This is a genomic window from Paraburkholderia polaris, assembly GCF_012927345.1.
In the GTDB taxonomy this organism is placed as follows: domain Bacteria; phylum Pseudomonadota; class Gammaproteobacteria; order Burkholderiales; family Burkholderiaceae; genus Paraburkholderia; species Paraburkholderia polaris.
This window is the reverse complement of the sequence record NZ_JABBGJ010000005.1, coordinates 73,720-99,899: the sequence shown is the minus strand read 5'-3', so window position 1 is coordinate 99,899 and position 26,180 is coordinate 73,720. Positions and strand designations below refer to the sequence as shown.

Here is a 26,180-nt window from a genome sequence, read left to right as displayed (position 1 = left end):
GTCCGCCGAGCCTCGCTCAGTAGCGACGGCGCACCGCACTACAAATCATCTTCCACGGAAGATACATTTCACTTGCCGCAAACGTCAATCGGATTCACGCCAGGTAGATACCCTGGAACAACGCGCCATCGATTGCGAGCCTCATATTCGGCCGTGTATTGGGGATCATTTAGGCATTGATAACGCGTCAATCGATCAGCAAGAACCGCGCAATCAAGTTCCGAACCAGGAATATTTCTGGCCACTATCCGCGTTTGCCCTAACTCGACGACCGTCGCGTCGAATACTATCTTCCTTGGAAGATGTTTTTATTCACGTGTATGACTGGATGGGAGTACGTCGACAAATGACATCACTACATTGCCGCAGGGTATGTCCCTTTTTGGGTACGGCGCCGTCGCCAGGTCTACGTTTCGGGTGAACCATGGATGAGCCAAAAGACAAGGTTCGTCTTTCGCACAGCTTCGCCTGGCGCGACGACTATGCGCTTGGTCATCAGACTATGGATGAGACACATCAAGAGTTTGTCGAATGCGTGCGCACGCTGCTGACTACGGAAGACGACAAGCTCGCGAACGCGCTCGAAGCCTTTGCTGACCATGCGCATCGCCACTTCAGCGACGAGGACACCGCGATGCGCGACACGGGATACGGGTCGGCGGGCTGCCATATCGACGAGCACGCAGCCGTGCTCCGATCACTCGACGAGGTACGCGCCATGCTGGCCCAGGGACACACTGAAGTCGTTCGCTCTTTTGCGCGAGCCCTGGCGGACTGGTTTCCCGAGCACGTACGCGTGATGGATCAAGGACTCGCGCGTTGGCTAATTCAACGGCGGCTTGGCGCCGCTCCCGTGGCCATCTGGCGTCGTCAACTTGCCACTTAAGCGCTCTCTCATGACCCCTACCCTCATGGAAAACAAATCGATACCAGCGCAGGCACTGCTGCAAGTCCGCGTATCGGCCAAGACATGGTTAGCCGACGACATTGCCGGCTTCGAGCTTGTGCCGTTGTCGGGTGACGAGCTACCTACGTTTGAAGCGGGTGCGCACATCGACGTGCACGTACCCGGTGATATGGTGCGTCAGTACTCGCTGTACGATCCAGTTGGCCTGCAATCGTCGTACAGGATTGGGGTGTTGCGTGATCCCCAGTCACGTGGCGGATCGGTGAAGCTCGTTGATACCGTGCAGGCTGGCGACGTACTCACGATCAGCCCCCCTCGCAACCACTTTGCCCTGCACGACAATCAACGAGACCAGTCGATCCTGTTCGCCGGCGGCATTGGCATCACCCCAATCCTTTGCATGGCGCAACAGTTGGCAAGTGCGGGCCGAGCCTTCGTGTTGCACTATTGCGGCCGCTCGCTTTCGCGCATGGCCCTCATCGACCGCCTGCAGCCCTCCCACTTCGGAGAAGAGCCGCAAGTCCACGTGCATGTCGACGACGGCGCCGCTGAGCAACAACTCGATGCCCGTTCGGCAGTAGGCAGGCCGTCCTCCGATAAACATCTCTACGTTTGCGGCCCGAACGGCTTCATGAATCACATCCTGCAGACTGCGCGGGAACTCGGTTGGGACGAAGGGCACCTGCATCGCGAGTATTTCGGCGCAGAACCGATCGAAACCTCCGGGGACGCACCGTTTGAAATTGAAATCCATCGTAGTGGCGAGGTCATTGTGGTCGCCGCGGATCAAAGCGCGGCGCATGCCTTGCTCGATGCCGGCTTCAGTCTTCCGCTGTCCTGCGAGCAGGGTGTGTGTGGCACCTGCATGACGAAGGTGCTGGCGGGCCAGCCAGATCACCGCGACCTTTATCTGACCGATGACGAGCGCGCCGGCAACGATTGCTTCATGCCGTGCTGTTCGCGCGCAAAGACCTCAAGGCTGGTCCTCGATCTTTGAGGTCCGCACTCACCCTTCACTCAGAATTGAATCGAGGGAATCGACATGTTGAGCAAGCAGGATAACGAATTGATGTGCCATACCGACGCTGGCACTGCGATGGGCAATGCAATGCGTCGTTTTTGGCTCCCGGTGATTCAATCGTCAGATATGCCAGAGCCGAACGGGGAGCCGAAGACGATTGAGCTCTTGGGCGAACGCTATGTGGTGTGGCGTGATCAACAAGGGCGTCCGGGTCTCTATGCGGAGGGTTGTCTGCATCGAGGCGCTTCAATGCAACTGGCACGCGCAGAGGGCGACGGCTTGCGCTGCATTTACCACGGCTGGAAGTTTGCGGTGGACGGAACAGTCCTTGAGACGCCAAACGTCGAGGATCCGAGATTCAAACAGCGCATCAAGGGACGAACCTACCCCGCGCGCGAGGCAGGCGGCATCCTCTGGGCTTACCTGGGGCCGCAGGGTGAAAAGCCGCCGCTCCCACACTGGGCCTTCATGGACCAACCGGACCCTCACCGCATCAATGCCTGCGCGGTTGTGAACGCCAATTATGTTCAGGTGATGGAAGGCCTCGTCGACTCATCACACCTGACTGTGCTCCACAGTTCCGCGCTGGCGAGGACGAACGACTCGAATCTCGACTATGCGAAAAAAACGTCTCACATGCAATTCGACGCGGCACCCAGGATCGAGGCCGACGAGACAGACTTTGGTTTCCATTACGTGGCAATTCGTCAGACCGACGGAAAGCGTATAGCGCGGGTCACGGCGTTCATCGCCCCCTGCTTCATCGCCAACGCGAACGGGGATGTCTGGCTGGCGATCGTGCCGGTCAACGACGAGCGCTGCAATCTTTACCACGTCTGGTGGGATGGCGAAAAGCACATCGGAGAAGAGCCTTTGCGCAGTGAGCAACTCAAATTTGTTGGATTGGATGACCCGTCGCTTCGTAAATATGGAATGACGGCCGACACCTGCGACTCTGCTTCAGCGATGTCCGTCGCGAATGGTTATCGCCAGGACCGGATTCAGCAGCGAGGCGGTCACTTCACTGGCTTCGACAGTATCACGCAAGAGGATGCAGCTTGCAGCGTGTCGAGCGGCGCAATCCGCGACCGCTCGCAAGAGTTGCTGTCAGCAGCGGACATCGCCATTAGCCGTCTTCAGCGCTGCCTGCTCACCTACGCCCGTGCGGCGCGAGACCAGAAGGAGATTGCCGCACTACGAGCGAACGCCGGGAGTGCGATCGGTGTGTCCGGTGAAATCGGCCTTGAAGACGATTGGCGCGTGCTAGTACCCCACCACCGCATCCTTTCAACTGCAGCAGCGCGGGTTGAGCGCGGTGAATAACAAGAGCTACGATAGGAGTTCGACTATGTTGAGCCGTGAAGATAACGATGTCCTTTGCCGCGTTGGCCCCGGCACGCCGGGCGGCACGCTGATGCGACGTTTCTGGCACCCCGTTTGTACATCCGCCCAACTGCCCCATCCCGACTGCGCCCCCCTGCGCGTGCGCCTGCTCGGCGAAGATTACGTTGCATTCCGCGACACGGCAGGCCAGGTAGGATTTTTAGAAGAACTTTGTATGCACCGGGGCGCATCGCTTGCGCTCGGCAGGGTCGAAGAAGGCGGAATCCGGTGCCTCTATCACGGGTGGAAATTTAGTGCGTCAGGTGCCGTACTTGAGACACCCAACCATGCAGACCCCAAGTACGCCGCACGTATGAAGGCGCCGGCGTTTCCCGTGCGGGAAGAAGGCGGCATCGTCTGGGCGTATGTAGGCCCGATCGAGCTCCTGCCGGCATTTTCGCGCTACGCATTCATGGATGCGGAACCGGCCCACCGCGTCGTCCTGCGCATCAATGTTTCCTGCAACTACCTGCAGTTGGTGGAGGGCGGCGAGGACAGCTCGCACGTAGGCGTGCTGCATACCAACATGGCACGTCCTGGCTGGAAGGACAACGATTTCACGCCCAATCCTGACGTAGTCAACCCGGCGGCACTCGCCTCCAAAGACCTGGAGCCGGCACTCAAAATCGAAGAGACCGCGTTCGGATTCCAGTACGTCGCGCTGCGTAAGACCCATAAGCCGGGTGTGCGCAATGCACGTGTCGTGCCGTTCATCGTACCGTATGGCCGTATCATCCCAGCGCCGGCGTTCCTGTTCACAGTCCTAGAGGTGCCGCAGGATGACACGCACACGAGTACCTACATTGTCGTCCACGGAGAGACACCGATAACAGAAGAAAAAATCATCGAGCTTCTGGGATTGAATGATCCTCGGTACTACAACCGCAAGGACTGCACCTTCACGGCTAGCTGGGCGGATACATTTGGCCAGAACCGCGAACTGATGAAAGAGAATTGGACCGGGTTACGCGGCGTCGAGGTGGAGGATGCGACGATCGGGCTTTCCCAGGGACCGCTTTATGACCGCTCCCGTGAGCATCTTGTGCCTGCCGACCAGGCTGTCGTGCGCGTTCGCCGCGTGCTAATGGAGTCGGTTAAGCGCGCGATGGAAGACAAGCAGCCTGCCGCACTCGGGCTCGATCTGCGCGGTGTCAGCGCCTGTGACGCGCAACTCGAAGACGGAGCGAATTGGCAAGACCTGTTACCGTCCCATCGTCAAACCGTCGAAGCCCAGGAGAGTGCCGATGCCCGCCGATAGCGTCAGCAACAATGTTCCAGACTACTTGTCGCTCCTGCGCCTCGATGGTCGAGGTTTTGTGGTGCTGGGTGCGGGCCAGGGCATTGGCGCGCAAACCGTCCACGCACTGACACAGGCCGGAGCACGCATCTTGTGCGTGGACCAGGATAAAAAACTTGCGCGCGATATTGCTGACCAGGCAGGCGGCATCCCGTGCACGGCAGATGCGACGTCACGTTCAGACATGGAGCGCGTGTTTGGCCATGCACGCCATGAGTTCGGCCGCGTGCATGGCATTGTCGACATTATTGGCGTCGCAGGTATCAAGCCGCTCGCCGCCGTAGATGACGCTTCCTGGGCGAGGCAATTCGACATTGTGGTGCGCCACGCCTATCTGGCCATCCAGATAGGTGGCGAGGCGATGAAGAAGGAAGGCGGCGGCACCATGGCATTTGTCGGTTCGCTGGCCGGCGATCGGGCCGTGCCAAACGAGGTGGCCTACGCTTCGTCAAAGGCGGCCTTGCATCATCTTGTGCGGTGCGCAGGAGCCGAATATGCTCCCTACAACGTGCGTATCAACGCCGTGGCCCCTGGCTTTGTCCGCACACCTCGCCTGAACCAGCGCCTGGACGCGGCAACCTGGGCGGCCATCGGCGAGGCGATCCCAATCGGGCGGCCGGCCACACCAGCGGAGATCGCTGGCCACCTATTATTTTTGGTCTCGGACCTAAGCGCTCATATGACGGGCGAAATCGTCGCTGTCGATGGCGGCACTCAGGTGCTCGCCGCCATTCCTCACGTAAGCTTCGCCCCCTCGGCAACCCCGACACCCTGAAACCAGGTATGTCTTCATCTCGAGAACGGATCCGCCCGTCACTGCAGACGATTGCTGTCGCTGAGTTACAATCGGTCGCAATTGCACGATCTTCCCAGGAAGCCGTAAAGATGAGCCCAGCCGCCACCAAGCAAGCCACGTCCGCTCGAACCAAGAAGAAGGCCGGCTCGACCCGTACCGAAGCTGACCGCGCTGAAGCTGGCCGTGCCGAAGCCGGCAGCGCCGAACCCGCCGCAAAGTCACATGCTCCGCGTAGCAGCCTCGTCGACTTCATCAACCTGCAGTGGCAACGCGAATACGGCAATCTGGATCTTTCGAACTTCTTGTTGGCGGTTTACTTTATGCGCCTCGGTACGCTCGTTGAACTTGCGTTTGACAAGATGTGCCAGGAACGTTGGGGGATCAGCGGGTCAGACATGCGTGTCCTATTGGCGCTGCGCCGTAGCGGCCACCCGTATGCCAAGCGGCCGACCGATCTGTATCGCTCTCTACTCGTTACGTCGGGCGCCATAACCAAAAAGATTGACCGGCTCGCGAGCCTTGGCATGGTCGAACGCCAGCCCGATCCCTGTCACGGCGGCGGGTCGATCGTTCTTCTGACAAGGAAGGGCCTCGACGTTGTCGAAAAGGCGATTGTGAAGCTTGCGGAAGAGTCTTCGATCGCACCGGCGATGGCGCACTTTACGGAGGCTGAGCGGGCTAGTGGTACGGAGTTCTGTTTGCGTACGTTGGCCCTGATGGAAGAATTGAACGTCCCGGCAATCGAAGACACCGAAAACATCGCGCCGAAGTCTCGAGCCAAAGCTACGCGACGACCATCCAGCAACAGTCGTTAGTGACGCGGATCTTCGCGCCGCATTGCCGACTTGGCCTTACCGGCTTGCGGCGCCGGCAACAGCGGCCTTTTTCTGTGGGTCCTGCAAGTTCTGCGGGTAGTCAGGATCGTTCACCCCGGGCCGGCAGCCCTCTGCCTCAAGCTTCTTCAATCACATAGCTCTTGATTACGTGGTCGACCAGGATCGGCAGACGCTGAGCGACCCGCTGGGAATCTTCGCTTGATTTGAAACTGGATGTCGCACCTTCCCAAAGCATCATCAACGTATCCGCCAACGCTTCGGCATCCACTGCATGCGCGGCGACGGCCAGTCGCATCAATAGCGCGCGAAACTCCCGGCCAAGATTGGCACGCGATAGCCTGACAGGATGCTCATCGTCAGTGAGCGGTGCCACCAACATCTGAGGTTGCCCACGCTGATAACCACCGGAAGCCCGTTCGACGGCGACATCGATAAAGAGTTCGAGCATGTATTGAACAGGCTCCTCGCCAGATCGATGTCCAGCCTCCCGCCATTGCGCCCGCTCACGATCACAAAGCCAGTCTGCGTAAGCTTGCAAAAATGCCTTACGCGACCCGAAAATCCGATAGACGCGCCTCTTACTGAGCCCGGTTTGATCGGCGAGCCTATCGAGACTCAACGACTCGACAGGCTCGCGATAGAAAAGCGCTACCGCAGCTTCAAGAATGATGTTCCGAAGCTCGTCCGTTGAAGCCTGCGGTTGTCTCCCCTTCTTTCGACGGGTTACGGGCCGCGCGCTCCGGGAAGATTCCGGTTCTGGTTCATTTTGCTGAGAATGCTCATCCACCAGTGCCTTCCACATCGCTCAGTCATCCTCTGTGTTAGCAGCCGCTCTGCGCGACGCTGATTACGCCACGCAGAGGCGACAATCACCATCGAAAGCCTTCCAGCACAGTTTTTCCAATCGCCCTGCCCGTTTCGATCCGCTCGTGGGCCAGGCGAAGATTCGCTGCCGTCAACGGGCCGCCAACATGCGTGAGCGTCGTGTGCAGCACGCCGGCATCGACCAGCTCTGACACTTCCTTCAGCAGGCGGTGCTGGGCATCCATGTCCGCTGTCTGGAAGAGCGAGCGGGTAAACATCATCTCCCACGAAACCGTGATGCTCTTCGGCTTGAACGGCGCAATGCTGTCGTCGAAGTTGTCGATCAGTGTGATATGGCCCTGGGGGTTCATCGCGCGGGCGAGACTGGGAGCACTGCCGGGCGTCGAAGTGATTGCCCCGATATAGTCCACGCCACTAAAGCCGATTGCGTGCAGCGCTTCGTCGATGGGCTTGCTGTGGTCGGCAACGTGCTTCGCGCCGAGCTTGCGTACCCACTCGACACTTTCGGGCCGGGATGCCGTTGCAATCACGGTGAGGCCCGTGAGACGGTTCGCCAACTGGATCAGCATGGAGCCGACGCCACCTGCTCCGTTCAGAACGAGCAACGTGCCGCAAGGTGTGCGCGCGCCGCGCGGCAGCTTCATGCGGTCGAAGAGCATTTCCCACGCGGTTATCGAAGTGAGCGGCAAAGCCGCCGCCTCGGCGAACGACAATGAGGCGGGCTTGGGCCCGACGATCCGCTCGTCGACGAGGTGAAACTCCGAGTTCGTCCCGGGCCGGTCCATCGCGCCCGCATAGAAGACCTCGTCACCCGGTTTGAAGAGCGTGACCTCGCTTCCAACCGCTTCGACGACACCCGCGGCGTCGTAACCCAACACTCGTGAAAGGTTGGTCTCCGAAGGATCTTCCCAACGACGGCGCTTCACATCGACAGGATTCACCGACACTGCCCTCACGGCGACTCGCAAATCATGCGGGCCAGGTTCAGGCATCGGGAGTTCAAGGTCCGTCAAGACTTCGACGCCCCCTTTTTCTGCATAACCAATCGCCTTCATTACGTTCTCCAATGCCGCCTATGCCGAACTCTTCTGGCCAGGCCATGAGATGCGCAGGTCCACCTGCGCGAGTTCAGATCGTGCCGTCCAGTCGTTCGAGCGCGACAGCCGGGAGGACGAGCGAGCCAGCCGCCAGATTCTCGCGCAGATGGTCGAGCGACGACGTACCGGGGATCAGCAGGATGTTGGGCGAGCGCTGCAGCAGCCACGCCAGCGCTACTTGCATCGGCGTGGCGTCCAGGGACGATGCCACTGCAGAGAGCGTCGCAGACTGCAAAGACCCGATCCCTCGACCGGACGGCTATTGTCCTTCATGGTGCGCAGATTCACGACATCGAGGACATCGACGTGCAGATTGCGCAGGTTGTCGTGCACGGCCGCGATGAGTTCGACCGGGCTCTGCGCCGGTTTCACGGAACCATCGCTACCGCGCACGGCGCCGACCTTGGTGACGATCGTGAGGTCGTCACGATACGGATGCAGCGCCTCTCGAATGATCTGATTCGTTACATGAGGACCGTAGAAGTCGCTCGTATCGATATGGTTGATGCCGCTCGCCACTGCCTCACGCAGGACGGCTATTGCGATGTCGCAATCCCTTGGCGGCCCGAACACGCCAGGGCCGGCGAGTTGCATGGCACCGTAGCCCATCCGGCTCACTTGACGGTCCCCGAGCGTGAACGACCCCGGCGTGTTCGTTTTCGTCATGCTGAAACTCCTGTGTTGCATTGGTTCGGCTTCTGCCTGCGTCTGCCTGCAAGCCGACGATGGTTGTCGTAATCGCGAGGCAAATCGAACCCGTCACGGATGCTATATCCACAGCGACAGTTCGCCTATGTCCTGAATCGCAACGCACCATTGCGCGTGCTGGAACGTTAAAGGCCCAGCTTGGCGCCATCAATGAACCCGATCACGGACCTCAATCCCAACCATGCCGTCATCGGCGAATGGGTTGACATACTTCTGTCTGCATCCTAATATACAACTATGCTGTACGCGTTCACTATTGTTGAACGAAGACAGCGCAGCGCCTGGCAGGAGACATCGAGGTTTCAGGATCATCAACATTTATTAAGGATTCCTTTCAATGGAAAGCATCTATTTCGAACGTCGTCAGAACGTAGGTCATATCGTGTTGGCCAATCCTCCCTCGAATCTCATCGCGGCGGATTTCGCCGACTGCCTTGAGAACGCGGTCCGGGAAGCCAGCAAAGCCGATATCCGGTCGCTCCTGATCCGTGCGCAGGGTCCCGATTTCAGCAAAGGTGGCGACGTCCTCGATTTCATCGACAAAGGTTTCGATGATTGGCGGACCTTCATATCGCAGATTCACCATACCTACCGGTCAATCGAAGCCCTGCAGATTCCGACGATTGCCGCAGTGCGCGGCGCGGCATTCGGCGGCGCATTCGAGCTGGCTCTCGCTTGTGACTTCATCGTCGCGGCGGAGAACGCCACCTTCCGATGCATTGAAGCGTCCGTTGGCTCGGCGCCTGTCGCGGGCGGCGTACAGCGCCTCGCAGAAAGAGCGGGGCGGGCGTATGCAGCACGCTACGCGATGCTAAGCGAACCCATGTCCGGCACGACCGCCGGTCAGCTCGGCGTGGCCGCCTTCGTCGTCGGCGAAGATCAGGTCGAGAATGTCGCCGAGGATCTCGCCGCCAAACTTTCCAACGGCCCTACGCGCTCGTACGGCGCCATTCGCGCCCTTCTCAAGGCATGGTCAGGCGGAGGCGTGCCCGGCGCCGACTCGCTGATCCTCGACCTCACCATGGGGCTGCACACCACGGAAGACGCCCGGAAAGGGCGAACTGCACGTGCAGAAGCCGTTATTCGCGGCGAAGAACCGGCTCCGGTCGTTTTTCTCGGCAAATGAGCCGTCAGACAGGCCCATGGCGCGGAAGATACCGATGAACACACTTTCCTATGAGCGCGGAACACGTTTCCCAGCGCTGATCGATAAAACCATTGGCGATTCATTCGACGAGATCGCCAGCAAGATGGGCGAACACGTTGCGGTAGTCAGCCGGCATGAAGGGGTCCGGCTAAGCTACGCCGAACTTCGCGAAAAGTCGGACCGGCTTGCGGCTGCGCTTCTCGAGTCAGGGCTCGAACCGGGCGACCGGATCGGAATCTGGTCCCACACGAACATTGCCTGGCTGCTGCTGCAGATAGCCACCGCAAAGGCCGGGTTGATACTCGTCAACATTAATCCGGCCTATCGGACCTCGGAACTGGAGCATGCTCTCAACCTGGTAGGGTGCAAGGCCATCGTGACGATGGTCCGATACCGCTCGAGCGAGTACTTAAACATGTTGAGGGAGCTGGGCAAAGCCCGGCTCCCGAGCCTCGAGACGATCTGGTGGATAGACGAGGCGGACTGCCCGGACGAAGCTGGCGCGCAACGCTTCTCCGACCTGCTCCGCTTTGGCGATGCAGACAGCGCAGCGCTCGAACGCGTACGCCGCACCGTGCGCCCGGACGATGCCGTCAATATCCAGTTCACCAGCGGGACGACAGGACTTCCCAAGGCCGCTACGCTGAGTCATCGCAACATCCTGAATAACGGTTTCTTCGTGGGCGAGTGCATGAAGCTCACCCACGTGGATCGAGTATGCGTCCCGGTCCCGATGTACCACTGTTTCGGCATGGTCATGGGCAATCTGGCTTGCCTGACCCATGGTTCGACGATCGTCTACCCTGCGGAGCGCTTCGACGCCGAAGCCGTTCTGGAGACCGTAGAGGCAGAAAAATGCACGGCGCTATACGGGGTGCCGACCATGTTCATCGCTGCACTCAATCACCCGCGCTTTGCGGAGTTCGATATGAGCAGCCTGCGCACCGGCATCATGGCCGGCTCGCCGTGCCCTATCGAGATCATGAAGCGGGTTGTCGGCGAAATGCATTTGCCTGAGATCACGATCGCTTACGGCATGACGGAAACGAGTCCTGTGAGCTGCCAAAGCGTGACGGATACCCCGGTCGAGAGGCGGGTATCCACGGTCGGTCAAGTGTTGCCTCACCTCGAAGTCAAGATTATCGACCCGGTCACCGGCCTGACCGTGGAGCGCGGCCAGACCGGCGAACTCTGCACTCGCGGCTACTCGGTCATGCCTGGTTACTGGAACCAGCAAGACCGCACGCGCGAGGCCATCGATGCCGAAGGCTGGATGCACTCGGGCGATCTCGCCACGATGGATGCGGACGGCTACGTCAACATCGTCGGGAGAATCAAGGACATGGTCATCCGCGGCGGAGAAAACCTCTACCCCCGCGAGATCGAAGAGTTTCTGTATACGTGCCCGGGTGTTCTCGACGTGCAGGTGGTCGGCATACCAGACCAGCATTTCGGCGAAGAGCTATGCGCGTGGATCGTCGTCAGGCCGGAGGCGTCTCTGGACGACGCCGCAGTCCGCGACTTCTGCAAGGGCCGCATAGCGCACTACAAGGTTCCCAAATACATCCGCTTTGTCGATTCGTTTCCCACCACCGTGACGGGAAAAATCCAGAAGTACGTAATCCGGCAAATCATGAGCGACGAGCTTGGCCTGAAAGAGCAACAGACAGCGTGACGCTTCTCAGTCAGGCAATCACATCCACTCAGCTATCACCATTCAACGGAGTTCCGCCATGGCAGAAGTCGACATACAAAGCGTCTATCTGGTTGCGAAGGATATGGCCAAGCTGGAAGATTTCTATGCATCGGCGCTGGGGATGCCTGTTCAGTTTCGCGACGAGAACAAGTGGACTCAATTTCGCCTGCAGCGCAGCGCATTTGCACTGAGTTCGGCAGAGGAAGCGGCACAAGGAGCCGTCGGGGCCGTCCCCGTCTTCCAGGTCGCCGGGGAGGCCCAGACCGAGGTGCGGCAGAACATCCTGTCCGCGGGCGGCCAACTACTCGCGCAGCGCGACATGGGCACGCACGGCGTCGTTGCGACCTACAAGGATCCGGAAGAGAACATCTTTCAGGTATTCAGCAAATCTCCGGCGCACTAAGTCGCGCCAAGTCGGAAGATCACTCAATTCGCACCTTACTGGAAAAACCATGAAATTCGGTATATTTGACCAAAACGATCGCAATGGTCTGCCTATTCATAAGCAGTACGAAGACAGAATGCAGATTATCGAGCTCTACGACAGGCTCGGTTTCCATGCCTATCACATGTCGGAACACCATGCGACCACGCTGAGCGCTTGCCCGTCGCAAAGCGTGTTTCTTGCCGCTGCCGCGCAGCGCACCAAAAAACTGCGCCTGTCTCCGCTCGTCTACATTCTCCCGATCCATCACCCCGTGCGTCTTGCCGAAGAAATTTGCATGCTCGACAATCTGAGCGGCGGCCGCCTGGAGTATGGCGTGGGCCGCGGCGCCTCGCCCCACGAAATCGAGGCGCTCGGCATCGATCCGGCCACGGCGCAAGCCCGATACGTCGAGTCGTATGAAATCATCAAGCGGTATCTCAGTTCGGACACCCTCGACTATAAGGGGACGTTCTGGCAGTTCAACGACATGCCGATCGAACTCAAGCCGCTGCAGACACCCCCTCCGACCTGGTACGCGCTGGCGTCGCCGGAGTCGACGGTATGGCCGGCCCAGGAGAAGATGAACATCGTGTGCGCTGGCCCGGTCCAGCGAGTCCGAGCCATCACCGACCGATATCGCGAAGAATTCGCCAAACGCCATCCGTCCGCCGCTGAGCCGCTCATCGGCGTGAATCGCTATATTGTTGTCGCGGAAACGGACCAGGAGGCCATGGAAATTGCCTCGCGAGCATGGTCGGTCTTCTATCCGAACTTTTCCAGGCTCTGGAAGAAGCACGGGACCGAACCGGTCAACCAAAAGCTTCCGCCGACGATCGAGCCGCTCATCGAATCGGGCCTCGCGGTAGTGGGCCGGCCGGAAACCGTTCGTGAAAAGCTGCTGGAGCAGGCGCACGACAGTGGCTTCAACTACCTCATCGGAACCTTCATGTTCGGGGACATGTCCGTTACCGAAGCAAAGACATCGATCGGGCTGTTTCACGAGTCGATCATGCCGGCGTTCAGCGAGGCGCAAAAGGTTCTGTCATGAATGGAAGCATTCTGTTAGACCACGAACGTCCTTCAATCAGGACGTTCGACAAACGTCAGCTAAGAGACGTGCTCGGGTCGTTTGTAACCGGTGTCACCGTGGTCACCACGCGCGATGCCGAGGGAGGCATGCACGGCCTCACGGTCAATTCGTTCTCCTCGGTCTCGTTGGACCCGCCTCTCGTTTTATGGAGTCAGGCGACATCAGCGGGAAGCCATTCGGCTTTCAAGGATGCCGAGCGATTCACGATCAACATCCTGGCCGAGCACCAATACGAACTCGCCAATCACTTTGCGACGCGCTCGTCGGAAAAATTCTCCGGCATCGACTATGACCTCGGCGTCGGTGGGCTGCCGCTACTGCGCGATTGCAGCGCATGGCTGGAATGCAAGGTGGTTTCCCGCTATCCAGGCGGAGACCATGTGATTTTCGTCGGATCGGTGGATTCCATTCGCCAGAGCGCGCGGCGGTCGCTGGCATTCGGTGGCGGGCAGTATCTGGTCGCCGACCCGCACGACCTCGGCCGCGTGCCGGTCGGAACGGAGGGTGCGATGAAATCGCAGCCACATGCGGTCCGGCTGGCCGGCCGCGCCATGTTGCGGCTCGCGCATACGCTGGACAAAACACTTGCGCTGGCAGCGTGGGGCAATCACGGTCCCACGGTAATCGCGTGGCAAGCCGCAACCACGCCGGTGGCCGCCGATCTGCCGCTGGGGCTGGTGCTTCCGGTAACGTCCTCCGCTTCGGGGTTGGCGCTGGCGGCGTTCCTTCCGCCCGAAGCAGTCGATCGATTCGTGAACGCGGAGTTGCGCGATAACGGGCGCCAGGCGTCTGACGAACTGCCCCACACCGCGGAATCACTCGCAAGCGAACTTGAATCCGTAAGGGCTTCGCATGTCGCGACGAGGCGCCCCGGCCCGTTTTATGACGACCGGGTGCTCGCCAACGCCATCAGCGTGCCCATTCTTTCCCCGAGCGGACTGGCCGTGCTGGCACTGACCGCAATCGGCCCCGCAGAGCATTTCGACGCCGCGGCTGACGGCCCTTGTGCGGAAGCCCTCAAGGACGCCGCGCATGAGATCTCCGCTGCATTGAGAGAAGCGTGAGTGGGCATTTTCCCAAGTTAAAGCGACTGATAAATCGGCCAACTCCAATCATGACTGAAACAGATAGCCATCTACTTGAATCTGCGTTGCCCGCCGTCGAACAGGCGCCATTGAATCTCCCCACGCTCGGCGATAAACGGGTCATCGCGTATCGGGCTGCCGGCGACGTGCGCGCGCCAACCATCGTGCTACTGCATGGCATTGGTTCGAGCTCGGCGGGATACCGCGCGCAGTTCGCCGCACTGAGCACGAGCCATCGGGTGATTGCATGGGACGCCCCCGGCTATGGACAAAGCAGCCCCTTTGCGATCCGCATGCCGGCCGCCGCAGACTACGCGGATGTGCTCATGGCCCTGCTGTCCGCGCTCGGCATATCGCGTGCAACCGTGGTAGGCAGTTCATGGGGGAGTGTCATTGCTGCAACGTTCGCGGCGCGGTACCCGTCGGCTACGAACGCCCTCGTATTGAGCGCGCCCAATGTTGCGAGAGGACATCTATCCGGTACAGAGCGCAACGCGGCACGAGAAGTCCTGATACGAAGCGCAGCCGCACAATCGCCCGAGGCGCGCGCCGCTGTGGTCAACGCGCTGGTCGCTCCGAACGCCGGCCCCCTGGTTCGCGCGGTCGTTTCACGGCTGAGAGACGCGGTGACCCCGAAAGGGTGGGAACACGCCGTGGATATGCTCTTCTCCACGTATACGCCATCTGTCGTTTCTTCGATCCAGGCGCCCGTCTCCGTCATTATCGGCAACCTGGACCGCGTGGCGCCAATTGACGACCATGCCAGACCGATTCACGAGGCTGCTCACGATTCGACACTCCACGTACTCGATGCAATCGGCCACATGCCGAAGCTTGAAGCACCGGAGGCATTCAATTCCATCGTGTTGGCAGCGGCCACAGCCGGGACTGACTGACGGAAGGATGGACGCAATGAGGAGGCCGCGGCGCGAGCCGCTGCCCTCGCGCCTCGCTTCTACCCAATTTTGCTGGGGGCCTTTCCGCCCAGTGCAACCGTCGCTCGAGCCGCGCTATCGAGTAGCGCCTTGATCGCTTTACCTTCAACTTCCGTGTTCAGTGTTGCCGACGATCCGATGAGACTGATGGCAAATCGGAGATCTCCGTCCCTGTCCCAGATCGGGGCCGCGACAGACACATAACCCATGTCCCCGCGATGAATCGTTGTGAAGCCACAATTGCGCAATTCAGTGATCGCTTCTTCCCGCAAGGAAGCCGGACTCCATTCCTGTTCCGCGGACAGTTCGCGGCTGATGAGATCGTCGGTTCGCGCAGACTGAAGGCAGGCAATGAACAGCTTGCCCGCAGCGGTTGTAACCAGCGGAATCAGGCCTGTTCTCAGCTCGAGAATACTGCGCGTCTGCCCCTCCTGCTTAAAGAGACTAACCGGTCCATCTTCGGTCCATGCGGTCACGGCCGCGCCACTCAGGGTTGCTTCCCGCAAGGCGATCACTTCCCGACGAACGATATCGAATCCGTCCAGCTGGTTGATCGCGCTCATGCCCAAAGCAAGCGACGCCGGTCCGAGCTTGTAGCACCCCGGTTTTTCGTCCGGCGACGCAAGCCCAGTCCGCACCAGACTGATCATGTAGTTGCTCGTCGCACTCGGCGAAAGTTCGGACAGCGCAGCAATCTCCTTGAGAGGGAGTGCACGCTCGCTGGTCTGCAACGCCGAAAGAATTCGGAACGCAATCTCGACAGACTGAATGCCGCGCCTCGCAGTCACATTGGTCATTCTTCGGCCTTATGGAAGTCACAAAAAATCGCCGCCCCGGGTTTCCACGGACCGTCGTCGTGTTGACACGGCTAGGGGCGGCCCTATAGTGTTCAACATAGATTATCTCATTCATTATTGTTGAATGCAACACCAACAAGCAGAGGCGATTCGGGGCAAGCGAGCGGCGAGAACAAACGTCTGAATTCTTAGCACCTCATTCATCAGTAGTACACATTTTCTACCCTTCCTTTTATTCAAATAACTTCTTCGGAAGAGAAACAACCGGTTCGGAGACAAGGCATGGCAATTTTTGGACGTACGGTGGCAGGCGCAGTCGTCGCGCTTTCTGTGACGAGTGCCGCCAACGCGCAATCCAGCGTGACCTTATATGGCATTGCAGACACTGCGGTACAGTACATTAGCAACGTCGGAGGACACGCTCTATTCCAGGAGGCAAACACGCACTCACCCGACATTTTCGGCTTGAAGGGCGTTGAGGACCTCGGTGGCGGGCTACGCACCATTTTCGATCTTCAGAACGAGTACTTGCTGAACAACGGCCGGCAACTTGTTCCCGGGACGCTATTCAACAGGAAGGCGTACGTTGGACTGCAGTCGGACACCTATGGAACATTGACGCTTGGTCACCAACCCAGCTTCATGTATGACGTTCTGTCCAATTATCAAACGCCTTTCCTGCTCGGCAACATTCTCTCGCTTCACGTGGGCAACCTGGATGAAATCGCCAACTTCTTCCAGTTCAACAATGCGGTGAAATATGTGAGCCCGACCCTTGGCGGGTTCTCCGCCGGGGCGGAATTTGCATTTGGAAATGTGCCCGGCAATTTCAGCGAAAGCAGGGACTACTCTTTCTTTGTCCAGTACAAGGGAGGGTCGCTGAGTCTGGCAGCCACGTACGCGAACGAGAACGATCGTTTTCTGGAACTTTCCAGCTTTATCGGTCTTCCGTCGCTGTTTGGGACCGCACTTCCTCAGGCCGAAGGCGTGGTTGCCAACAAGCTCGTCAATTGGGGACTCGGGGCATCGTACCAGTTGAAAAATGTGCTCCTGCACGCCACGTTTACGCAGTCGCGCCTCACATTGGCGACTGGCCAGGGTAACGCCAACACCGTTGACGCCGGTGCGAACTGGACGATCAAACCCGATGATGTCCTCGCGATTGGCGGATGGGTGGAAAATCTCGACGGCGGAAACTGGAAGACCATTACCCTCTCGAACTCTTACCTCCTCTCGAAAAGAACGACCGTCTACCAGCAGGTGACCTATCAACACGCGTCGGGCGCCAATAGCGTTGCCTCGCTCACGGGCGCCGGCGTGGCATCCGGCCGGTCTACCACTGGTGTCTCGATTGGTATCCAGCACTTCTTTTAGGCATGCAATGTGTGCAATTGATCTGAAGAAATACTGCCTGATATGTATCGTCCACGACGATAGATAAAATCGAAACATATAGGCTTCTTTCCGGACGAGCCATCGCTTACGCTTCCACGAGATCACACGTCGAGGGGCCGTCGAGAGGTCGATTTCTTTCGCCGGCCGCACCATTGAGTCCATTACGTCGTTCGGCTGCCTGCCCCGTTGTACGGGTGTCCCGGCTAGTCAATAAGGAATAGTTCATGCAAACCGTCCATGCAGGTAACGCGGCCATTCCGGCCATAGGTTTTGGCACCTACGGGATGAGCGGCGACGATATCTATCGAACGGTCCCCGCAGCCCTGCGTGCCGGCTTCCGTCATATCGACACCGCGCAAATCTACGGTAACGAGGCCGAGGTCGGCGACAGCGTCGCCGCATCCGGCATCCCGAGAAGCGAAATATTTCTGACGACCAAGGTCTGGGTCAGCAACTACTCCGCAAGACGGTTCGATGCGTCCGTCAACGAGAGCCTGCGCAAGCTCAAGACGGACTACATCGACCTACTCCTGCTGCACTGGCCGGGGGGATCGGATGTGCCGCTCGCCGAACAGATCGGGGAGCTCAATGCGGTCGTGCGCGCCGGCAAGGTCCGGCATATAGGTGTCAGCAATTTTAACCGTGCACTGATGACCGAAGCTATCCGGCTCTCGGCAACTCCGCTGGTCACAAATCAGTTCGAATACCATCCGTATTTGAACCAGTCCTTGCTCATCGAAAGCACGCGTCAGGCTGGGCTTGCCGTGACAGGATATTGCGGCATGGCGGTTGGCCGCGTGTTCTCGGACCCAACGCTCAAGGAGATCGCGGCCCGTCACGACAAGACCCTCGCCCAGATCGTCTTACGGTGGCTTGTTCAACAGCGGGGCATTGTGGCACTTTCGAGAACCACGCGGATCGATCGGCTGGCAGAAAACATCGCGGTATTCGACTTTGAGTTGGATAGTGCGGACATGGCCGCCATACACGCATTGGCGACGACAGGCAGCCGGATTGTCAATCCGCCCGGTCTTGCGCCGCTGTGGGATAGCACGGGCGCTTGAGCACCCTGGTGACCGTGGCGGGTTCAAGCGGCCGATGCAGCACATCGAGCAGCCGCCGGCCATTTAGAACAAGTGGCGAATACCCACCATCGCACCGGTTTGATCCACACCTGGCAGTGGCGTCGAAGCGGGCGGGACCACACCGCCATCAATCGAGAACGCTCCTTTGCGCTGGTTGAACACACGCCCTGCCGTGACGTACACCGAGGTGCGCTTGGACAATAAATACATCGCGCGCGCGGCGATCACGGAGCCCCCGGCGGTGTGGTCACTCACGGTGATACGGCCGAACTGCGCGTCAAGCGCAATATCCGGGCGGGGAAAATAGGAGCCACCGATCCACCAGTAGTTGCTGGTCGCGTCGAAAATGGTCGGTGTCTGCTCTCCGTGATTGATTCGATGTTGGAATCCCGCGCCGATAGTCGAGTTGCCAAACTTCACGTAGCCATCGATGAGGGCGCGTGTATCGGTTTGCGAGCTAAGTGGCAGGGGCGAACCGGTGCCACCCCCACCGTAGTTGCGGTCGATGGCCGCCGCCACGCCCCATTTCCCCGCATCATATTTCACCATGGCTGACATCGCCTTGCAGGCCCGCCAGTCAGTCGGCGATTGACCGGCGCACCCTCCGGCCGGCGCACTATCCACCGCGTCACGTCCGAGCGAATACGTCACGCCCACGGTCAGTCCCGACGACGTGAAGGAATAGGCGATCGAATTGTCAACGCGCGGCTGGGTCAAGTAGGGGTCCAGATCGCCGGCGCCATAGATATTCGGCGCGAGCGTGTCGCCCGTTAGTGCCGCCCAGAAAATTTGCGAATATTGCCGACCGAGGGTCAACGTCCCCCACCGCCCGGCAAGCCCGACATAGGCCTGCCTGCCAAACAGACGTCCCCCTTGATTCAGCGAGCCCTGTGCTGGAGCAAAACCCGACTCCAATACAAAGACCGCACTCAGACCACCACCCATATCCTCTTTGCCACGAAGACCCCACAATGAAGGTAGCGAGGCCGTGAGAGACGGCATGTGCACTGAACTGGACTTCTGAGGACCGATGTTCGTCACATATTCAACGCCGGTATCGATGATCCCATACAGGGTGACAGAACTCTGCGCGTGCGACGCGCTCGGCGCAAATGCCGCAAGAAACGAGAACGCTCCCCCAGCCACCTGGCGCCATGCATGGCCACCTCTTTCCCGATTCAACCGTGAGCTCATTTGTCCGCCTCCAATATTGTTTAGATTTCCTATCCATGCGATACAGCCAAGCTCGGTCAGCGGCGGCTGATCGAACCGGATGCGTGCTACATGGTGCTATGTCCGATCACTCTCGCGGCGAGATCATCGGCGGCCTGCGGAAGTCGATCGCCGCGCCACGCGACATGCATGTCAGGCCGGACGAGGACAAGGTCGCGCTCGTAGACGGCGCGAAGCGCGGAATCCGGGACCACGAGCACATCGAGCGGCGCGCCAAGCGCTTCGAACGCGGCGAGAAGCGGCCTGGCATCGCGCCCACCCACGACGTCGATCAGCGTGTAGCGGTCCGAGCGCAGCCGGTCCTGGATGGCGCTTCCGTCGGTGAGCCACATGTGGGGAAGCCGCGCGCCCGGCCAGGTCGTGGGGAAATACGCACGCAGATCGTGCTGCGGGCCGCCTGGCACATTGTCGATAATGGGTGAATCGACATAGCGATAACCCAGCTCTGCGCCGATCATTTCGTTCGACTTGCGCTGCTGCACGTTCGCCACTTCGACAAGGTGAGCGCGAGCCGCCACCCCTGCGGGCGTATCGTCTCCGATGCTTGGGCGCACCTCCGCCAGCCAGGCGCGATATCCTAGCGACGCGTAGCGCGATGCACCGACGACCCGCTCGCCAATCTGGCGCCGTTCAGCTTCGTAGGAGGCCAGCAATCCCGGTCCGCCCCACCCTTGCAGCGTGGCGGCCAACTTCCAGGCAAGATCGGTGGCGTCGCCAACGCCGGTGTTCATGCCGAGACCGCCAGTAGGAATCACCAGATGCACCGCGTCGCCCGCGAGAAACACCCTTCCCGCTCCATAGCGCTCGGCCAACAGCAGGTTCTGCCGCCACTCCGCGCAATAGAGCATCTCGTAGGGTAGCGGCACGCCGATGATCCGCTCGAACATCCGTCGCATCTCGTCATCGCTCTCGACGGCGGAATGGACCGTCCAGTGACGCGTCGAATCCTGCATGATCATGAAGGTCGGCGGTCCGCCGGCTACCAGATAGTGCCGCCCCCGGCTCGGTCCGTTGCCCATCGGCAGCCGCTCGACCAGTTGCTCACAGTAGAACAGGCCCTGCCTCAGCCGCGCAATGTCGCCCTCGCCCTCCAGACAGATACCCAATTGCTTACGCACGGGACTCGCGCCACCATCGCAACCCACGAGGTAGGCGGCCTTCAATATCCTTCTCGCACCGTCGGCGTCATTGACGGCTACCAGAACGTCGCCGTCCTGCTCGGCGAATTCCAGAAACGTCGTACTGCGCATCACCGTGACCGCTGGCAATTGCTCGGCTACCTCGAGAAGAAGCGGCTCCAGGGTGTATTGCGAAATGAGTTGATAGGGTTCGAGCGGCAGGCTGCCGTCGTGGCTCGCGCGCGTCAGCGCGAGAGCCTCCGCCACCGATGGATAAGGCAAGCGCAGGATCGGCGGCTCCGCCATGGAGCGGATGATCTGGACATCCATGGGAACGTCCTCGGGCATGCCGGCGGCCCGGATACGGTCCGCGAGGCCTAGCCGCCGAAACATCTCCATGGTCCGCGCGTTGCAACGCTCCATCTTCGGCAGAAACTGGGGCTTGGGCTTTTGCTCGACAAGCACACACGCTATGCCGCGCCTGCCAAGGTCGATCGCAAGTGTCAGTCCTACCGGGCCCGCGCCGACAATGATGACTTGAGTTTCCAAAACCGATCTCCGTTTTCTATCCTGTCTACCGGACGTGCTCCGGGGCCGTGTCACAACCTGACTTGCCCTTCAGGTATCTCTCCAAGAGGTCAACGCCTTCTAGCCGGTCAGTTCACGTCGTATGGCCGTCTGATCAGGATCGGAATCTTCCATCCCAAGCGCCACTTATTGCAGATCGACCCAGCGTATAAACCACCATCTCGATTGTTTTTTAATTAGCCATACTAATAAATCTATCGAAAGATCAGATTCGAGTTGATCATAGTCAGCTAGCCCTAGGCTCGATCGATCCGATTCCGTCCCGGCGCATAGTCAGATAAAACACAGATCAAATGCGATCCTGGTGCAGACCGCGGCCGCAAGGGACGGCCCAATCGAATTCGGCTGGAGCGTGTTTATTTGATTTTTCAATCATATTTAAATTTGATTCTAGTTGATTTTTCAAATATACCTACTCATGTAAACCCTCGACCCACCGCTGCGACAGACTGAAATGAACTGGCTCAAAAATGTTCACCTCGCCGCCTGATCTGGGCGAACAAACGTCAAACAAGACGCGCGAGAACCTTGGCCGGCACCATGGGCAAATCGCGCACACGGGCGCCGCTTGCATGGGCCACCGCGTTCGCTAGCGCGGCTGCCGTCGGGCCCAGCGAACATTCGCCTGCGCCAAGGGGAGCCGCATCGGGAGGGTCCAGCAATACGACGTCGATCGGAGGCACCTCGGCGAAGCTCAGGATCGGGTAGTCCTGCCAACTGCGCGTGGTGATTTCGGTGTGACTGAACATGACGCGCTCCTTGAGTGCCCAACTCAGCGCCTGGACGATGCCACCCTCGATCTGATTTTTCACGCCGTCAGGATTGATCACGCGGCCCACGTCAATGGCAGCGGTCACTTTCGTCACACTGATCACGCCAGTGGAGCGGTCAACCTGCACGTCGAGGACGATCGCCGCGTATGCCCCAATGTTTTTGTAGCGTGCATACGCGAAGCCGCGTCCGCGCTGCCCGTCGCCCTTCAACCCGGTCCGCCATCCGGACTGGCCCGCCGCCTGCCGCACCACGGCAAGCGCACGCGGATCACTGAGGTGCGCGAGGCGAAACGCGACCGGATCGGCATTTGCCGCGAGCGCAAGCTCGTCCATGAACGACTCGATCGCAAAGACATTTCCGTAAGCGCCCAACGTGCGCAGCGAACTCGCGCGAATGGGTGCGTCCAGCAGCAGATGGTTCGTCACCCTCTTGCGCGCCAGATCGTAGAGCGGCACCGCATTGCGGTCGCCATTGCCGTATGGCTGTGGAATCGGCACGGGTGCCGACGGCTGAAAGGGCTTGGCGAGGTGCCAGGCGGCCAGCAGATTCACACCACCGGGTTGGCCCGGCCGCATGGCGTGCGAATTGCTCCAAACGTCATAGTTCCAGTCGACAATGCGGCGTTCCCTGGAGAGGGCCGCCTTCACCCGCATCACCATGGCCGGACTGATCGGCGCCCATGCGAATTCGTCATCGCGCATCCATTGAACCTTCACCGGCCGTCCCGCCACCTCGCGTGCAAGCAGCGCCGCATCCAGCGCCACATCGTCAGCACCATTGTGGCCGTAGCAGCCTGAACCCGGCACGTGCACCACGTCGACCGCGTTCATGGGCATTTCAAGCACCGTAGCGAGATTGCCGCGCAGTGGAAACGCACCCTGCGTGTGGGACCAGACGGTCATGTGCCCGTCCTTGAGCTGCGCAACAGAACACGAAGGCCCAATTGACGCGTGTGAAAGGTAGGGGCGAGAGTACGTCACCTCCAGTTGCGTCGCGCTATCAGGCACGGGCGTGTCCTGTCCCGCTTCGCCAATCACGGCATCTGCACTTCGCCAGCGTTGCAAAGCCGGCTCGAGATGGTCGACGTCCGGCAACGCGACATAATCCGCGCTCCACTGCGCCGCCTCCTGCAACGCATGACGCGCGGCTATCGCCTGCTCTTCGCGCTCGGCGACGACACCGAGGAAGTTGCCATTGCGAACCACGGCAATGACACCCGCGAGCGCCCTGACCGATGCGTCGTCGAGCGAAACCAGCTCCGCACCATACCTCGGAGGCCGCACGATACGGCCGAAAAGCATGCCCGGCAGACGCATATCCTGGACGAATGCCGCGCCGCCGGTGAACTTTGCCGGAAAATCGATGCGCGGCACTGACTTGCCGACCAGCTTGTATTCCGACGGACGCTTCGGCGTGACGTCCACCGTCACCTCGCGTGCGAGAAGTTCCCGTTCCTCTCTCACGATCTCCGCGTAGCTCATGCGGCGGCCGTCAGCAGTCAGCACGACACCGTTCTCGACGCGCAGATCCGCCGCCGGTACGTTGAATCGCCAGCACGCCACGCCAACCAGGACCGCCCTCGCCTGGGCCGCGGCAGCGCGTAACGCCGCCCCGCCTTGCTCGACCGACTGGCTACCGAAGGTATAGGTCTCGTTCGGGCTGCGGGCCGTATCCGCAGAAATCATGCGCACGCGATCCAGATCCACATCGAGTTCGTCCGCAGCGATCTGCAAGAGCGCGGTGAGAATACCCTGCCCCAGCTCAGCCTTTCCCGTGAAGATCGTGGCCGTGCCCGCCTCGTCGACGCGAATCCAACCGTCAAGCCGGCGATTGGCACGAAGATCAACCGGGAGGTCGGGCTCGTCCCACGCAAACTCGGAGAATGGCGCCAGCGAGAACGTCGCGACTACCGCGCCAGCCAGCTTGCCGAACGCACGTCGAGAAAGTTTGATGGTGTTCATGCGCGCAACTCCTGCGCTGCGCGCTGAATCGCACGGACGATTCGGTTGTGCGCGCCGCACCGGCATTTCTGGCCGGCCAACTCGCGCCGTATGGTCGCCGGGTCAGGATCGGGAATTCGCTCTAGCAGCGCTTTCGCGGCCATCAACATCCCGCTCGAGCAATAGCCGCACTGTGCGGCCTGCTCTGCGAGGAAGGCCTTCTGCAGCGCATGAAGGTGTTCGCCGTGACCCAGGCCTTCAATGGTGGTCACCTGAGCCGCACCTACCGCGCCAATCGGAAAAACACATGAGGGCGTCGCATCTTTGCCGACCATAACCGTGCATGCGCCACACTGCGCCTCGCCGCAGCCGAACTTTGGACCATTTAACTCAAGATCGTTGCGCAGCACGTAGAGCAGTGGTGTGTCAGCAGCTACGGTCAGAAGATGTCGCTTGCCATTCACCGTAATCGAAATGCCCATGTCATCTTCCTTGAATGCCTATCTCTGATGCCACTCTTTCTGGATCAGTTCACTGCTAAAACCGCCATCGCGCGCGTTAACATTAGCAATACTAATTTAATGATCTAAATACTCTCTCTGGATTTGTCGTGACCCGCTAGCACTCTACGCTGTCGATCCGATTTTTCCTCGAAACACGGCTAAGGAAAACAATCATCACACACGATGCCAGCGCGGGCACCGCGGCCGCGACAAACAAGGCCGTGTTCGACCACTGTAGTTCGACCAGTTGTCCCGCCACGACAGGACCGATAATTGAGCCCGCCCGGCCGATTCCCAGACTCCAGCCAACTCCGGTGGCCCGCAGCGAGGTGGGATAGAGTGTCGCGGTCAACGCATTGACCGCCGGCTGCCCGCCTACAATGCAGATCCCGCTTATCAGCACGACCGCATAGCGCAATCCTGTCGATAGATCAGGGAGACCGACGCATGAGACAGAAATTGTCGCCACCAGAAAGCTGAGCGCCAGGACGCGATAGAAGCCGAAGCGATCCATCAACGGGCCCAGCAGCAGCGCACCGGCAGTGCCACCGATCTGCAATGAGGTACCGATGAGCACAGCCGTCGACACTTCGTGGCCCACTCGCAAGGAAAGCATCGGAAGCCAGTTCGACAAGAAAAAGAGATCAAGCAGGTTCGCGAAGTTGATCCCCCACAGCAACAGCGTCATCGTGCCGCGGCGATGGCGAAAGAGCTCGCCAACCGAGGCCTTGGCTTGCGGCTGCCCATGAACTACAAAGCGGATCCCCGGCCCGAACTTGACGTTCGGCGCGATGCGCCCAAGCCACTGAACAATCCGTTCGGGGCTGCGCTGTTTGAGCACCATCAGCTGGAGCGATTCCGGCAGGTACCTGACCATCGCGACGGCAATGACCAGCGGCAATACACCCCCAACGAGGAACACCGCCCGCCAGCCCATCGACGGAAGCAGCGTGGCGCAGAGAAGCCCTCCAGCGATTGCCCCACCCGTGAAGCCACACGAAACCCATGTCATCAGAGACGCTCGATGTTTCTGTGGACTGTACTCGCTGACCAGTGCGATGGCGTTACCCATCACGCCACCGATACCGAAGCCGGTCAGGAAACGAACGACCAGAAACTCCGGCACACTTTGAACCAGAGTGGTACCGAGCATGCATAGCCCATAGAAGACGGTCGCGCCGATCAGCACGGGCCGGCGCCCCGCGCGATCGGCCGTGGCGCCGAAAACGATGGAGCCCACAAGCATCCCCAGCAGGCCGGCGCCGAACACGGGGCCGAGTTCGGCCGGACTCATGCCCCACGTCCGGACGATCGCAGGTGCGACAAAACCCATTGTCTGCACGTCGAACCCATCCATCACCACCGAGCAGCCGATCATGACCATGATCCATTTCTGGAAGGTGCTCAGTGGCTGGCTATCGATCAGCGCACCAATGTCGACGATCGAAGCAGGTGCCTCTTCCACGCGCTGCTCAGTACTGGGGGTCACGATTCACC

At 59.9% G+C, this 26,180-nt stretch carries 22 protein-coding genes and 2 pseudogenes; 14 read left to right on the top strand and 10 right to left on the bottom strand.

Features of this window, described 5'->3' with window-relative positions:
• The first annotated feature begins 424 nt into the window (after positions 1 to 424).
• The 6 genes from HHL24_RS05735 to HHL24_RS05710 all read left to right on the top strand — a co-directional run bounded on the left by HHL24_RS05735 (position 425) and on the right by HHL24_RS05710 (position 6,219).
• Positions 425 to 886: a bacteriohemerythrin gene (locus tag HHL24_RS05735; RefSeq protein ID WP_169484541.1), complete on the top strand. Its 462-nt coding sequence runs from the start codon at positions 425 to 427 to the stop codon at positions 884 to 886.
• Positions 887 to 911: 25 nt separating this feature from the next.
• Entirely contained in the window at positions 912 to 1,904 is a 993-nt protein-coding gene (locus HHL24_RS05730) for a PDR/VanB family oxidoreductase (RefSeq protein ID WP_206002741.1), read from the top strand.
• Between the two features lie 45 nt (positions 1,905 to 1,949).
• Positions 1,950 to 3,251: a Rieske 2Fe-2S domain-containing protein gene (locus HHL24_RS05725; protein WP_169484540.1), complete on the top strand. Its 1,302-nt coding sequence runs from the start codon at positions 1,950 to 1,952 to the stop codon at positions 3,249 to 3,251.
• Between the two features lie 25 nt (positions 3,252 to 3,276).
• Positions 3,277 to 4,569: a Rieske 2Fe-2S domain-containing protein gene (locus HHL24_RS05720; RefSeq protein WP_169484539.1), complete on the top strand. Its 1,293-nt coding sequence runs from the start codon at positions 3,277 to 3,279 to the stop codon at positions 4,567 to 4,569.
• Entirely contained in the window at positions 4,556 to 5,383 is an 828-nt protein-coding gene (locus HHL24_RS05715; RefSeq protein WP_169484538.1) for an SDR family NAD(P)-dependent oxidoreductase, read from the top strand. Before HHL24_RS05720 ends, HHL24_RS05715 begins: the two co-directional genes overlap by 14 nt.
• A gap of 110 nt (positions 5,384 to 5,493) precedes the next feature.
• Positions 5,494 to 6,219, top strand: coding sequence for a MarR family winged helix-turn-helix transcriptional regulator (locus tag HHL24_RS05710; RefSeq protein ID WP_169484537.1), 726 nt, complete (start codon positions 5,494 to 5,496; stop codon positions 6,217 to 6,219).
• 36 nt (positions 6,220 to 6,255) lie between these two features.
• Here the strand turns inward: HHL24_RS05710 and HHL24_RS43855 are convergent.
• From HHL24_RS43855 to HHL24_RS05695, 4 genes and pseudogenes are all read right to left on the bottom strand, one after another.
• Positions 6,256 to 6,369 (bottom strand): annotated as a pseudogene (locus tag HHL24_RS43855) (DUF4148 domain-containing protein); the annotation flags it as partial.
• Positions 6,356 to 7,042: a TetR/AcrR family transcriptional regulator gene (locus HHL24_RS05705; RefSeq protein ID WP_169484536.1), complete on the bottom strand. Its 687-nt coding sequence runs from the start codon at positions 7,040 to 7,042 to the stop codon at positions 6,356 to 6,358. The pseudogene HHL24_RS43855 and the gene HHL24_RS05705, both read right to left, overlap by 14 nt.
• A gap of 67 nt (positions 7,043 to 7,109) precedes the next feature.
• Entirely contained in the window at positions 7,110 to 8,120 is a 1,011-nt protein-coding gene (locus tag HHL24_RS05700) for a zinc-binding alcohol dehydrogenase family protein (protein WP_169484535.1), read from the bottom strand.
• Between the two features lie 73 nt (positions 8,121 to 8,193).
• Positions 8,194 to 8,828, bottom strand: a pseudogene (locus HHL24_RS05695) (aldo/keto reductase).
• A gap of 379 nt (positions 8,829 to 9,207) precedes the next feature.
• Here HHL24_RS05695 and HHL24_RS05690 point away from each other — a divergent pair.
• From HHL24_RS05690 to HHL24_RS05665, 6 genes are read left to right on the top strand one after another with little or no spacing between them, the layout of a single operon-like run.
• Positions 9,208 to 9,996, top strand: a complete 789-nt coding sequence (locus HHL24_RS05690) for an enoyl-CoA hydratase/isomerase family protein (RefSeq protein ID WP_169484534.1) — start codon at positions 9,208 to 9,210, stop codon at positions 9,994 to 9,996.
• Positions 9,997 to 10,030: 34 nt separating this feature from the next.
• Entirely contained in the window at positions 10,031 to 11,692 is a 1,662-nt protein-coding gene (locus HHL24_RS05685; protein ID WP_206002729.1) for an AMP-binding protein, read from the top strand.
• A 58-nt stretch (positions 11,693 to 11,750) separates the two neighbouring features.
• Positions 11,751 to 12,116, top strand: a complete 366-nt coding sequence (locus tag HHL24_RS05680) for a VOC family protein (RefSeq protein ID WP_169484533.1) — start codon at positions 11,751 to 11,753, stop codon at positions 12,114 to 12,116.
• Between the two features lie 49 nt (positions 12,117 to 12,165).
• A complete protein-coding gene (locus tag HHL24_RS05675; protein ID WP_169484532.1) occupies positions 12,166 to 13,188 on the top strand; it encodes an LLM class flavin-dependent oxidoreductase in 1,023 nt (340 codons plus the stop codon).
• Positions 13,185 to 14,294 (top strand): flavin reductase, encoded by a 1,110-nt coding sequence (locus HHL24_RS05670; RefSeq protein ID WP_169484531.1) that lies wholly within the window; start codon positions 13,185 to 13,187, stop codon positions 14,292 to 14,294. The genes HHL24_RS05675 and HHL24_RS05670 overlap by 4 nt, the downstream gene beginning before the upstream one ends.
• 50 nt (positions 14,295 to 14,344) lie before the next feature.
• Positions 14,345 to 15,211, top strand: a complete 867-nt coding sequence (locus HHL24_RS05665) for an alpha/beta fold hydrolase (RefSeq protein WP_169484530.1) — start codon at positions 14,345 to 14,347, stop codon at positions 15,209 to 15,211.
• 59 nt (positions 15,212 to 15,270) lie between these two features.
• Here HHL24_RS05665 and HHL24_RS05660 read toward each other — a convergent pair whose 3' ends face one another.
• Positions 15,271 to 16,047, bottom strand: a complete 777-nt coding sequence (locus tag HHL24_RS05660) for an IclR family transcriptional regulator (protein ID WP_268966685.1) — start codon at positions 16,045 to 16,047, stop codon at positions 15,271 to 15,273.
• Positions 16,048 to 16,329: 282 nt separating this feature from the next.
• Between HHL24_RS05660 and HHL24_RS05655 the strand changes: the two genes are divergently transcribed.
• A complete protein-coding gene (locus HHL24_RS05655; protein ID WP_169484528.1) occupies positions 16,330 to 17,421 on the top strand; it encodes a porin in 1,092 nt (363 codons plus the stop codon).
• 245 nt (positions 17,422 to 17,666) lie between these two features.
• The gene (locus HHL24_RS05650; protein WP_169484527.1) at positions 17,667 to 18,506 is read left to right on the top strand and encodes an aldo/keto reductase; all 840 of its coding nucleotides are present in this window, start codon (positions 17,667 to 17,669) and stop codon (positions 18,504 to 18,506) included.
• A gap of 63 nt (positions 18,507 to 18,569) precedes the next feature.
• On the opposite strand, the gene HHL24_RS05645 is transcribed toward HHL24_RS05650, so the two are convergent.
• The 5 genes from HHL24_RS05645 to HHL24_RS05625 form a co-directional block, all read right to left on the bottom strand.
• Entirely contained in the window at positions 18,570 to 19,721 is a 1,152-nt protein-coding gene (locus HHL24_RS05645) for a porin (RefSeq protein WP_169484526.1), read from the bottom strand.
• An 86-nt stretch (positions 19,722 to 19,807) separates the two neighbouring features.
• The gene (locus HHL24_RS05640) at positions 19,808 to 21,427 is read right to left on the bottom strand and encodes an FAD-dependent monooxygenase (protein WP_169484525.1); all 1,620 of its coding nucleotides are present in this window, start codon (positions 21,425 to 21,427) and stop codon (positions 19,808 to 19,810) included.
• Between the two features lie 545 nt (positions 21,428 to 21,972).
• Positions 21,973 to 24,201 carry a xanthine dehydrogenase family protein molybdopterin-binding subunit gene (locus tag HHL24_RS05635; RefSeq protein ID WP_169484524.1) on the bottom strand — a complete coding sequence of 743 codons (2,229 nt, stop codon included), beginning with the start codon at positions 24,199 to 24,201 and terminating at the stop codon, positions 21,973 to 21,975.
• Positions 24,198 to 24,662 (bottom strand): (2Fe-2S)-binding protein, encoded by a 465-nt coding sequence (locus HHL24_RS05630; RefSeq protein WP_169484523.1) that lies wholly within the window; start codon positions 24,660 to 24,662, stop codon positions 24,198 to 24,200. The genes HHL24_RS05635 and HHL24_RS05630 overlap by 4 nt, the downstream gene beginning before the upstream one ends.
• A gap of 136 nt (positions 24,663 to 24,798) precedes the next feature.
• Positions 24,799 to 26,172, bottom strand: coding sequence for an MFS transporter (locus HHL24_RS05625; protein WP_329606589.1), 1,374 nt, complete (start codon positions 26,170 to 26,172; stop codon positions 24,799 to 24,801).
• Between the last annotated feature and the right edge of the window lie 8 nt (positions 26,173 to 26,180).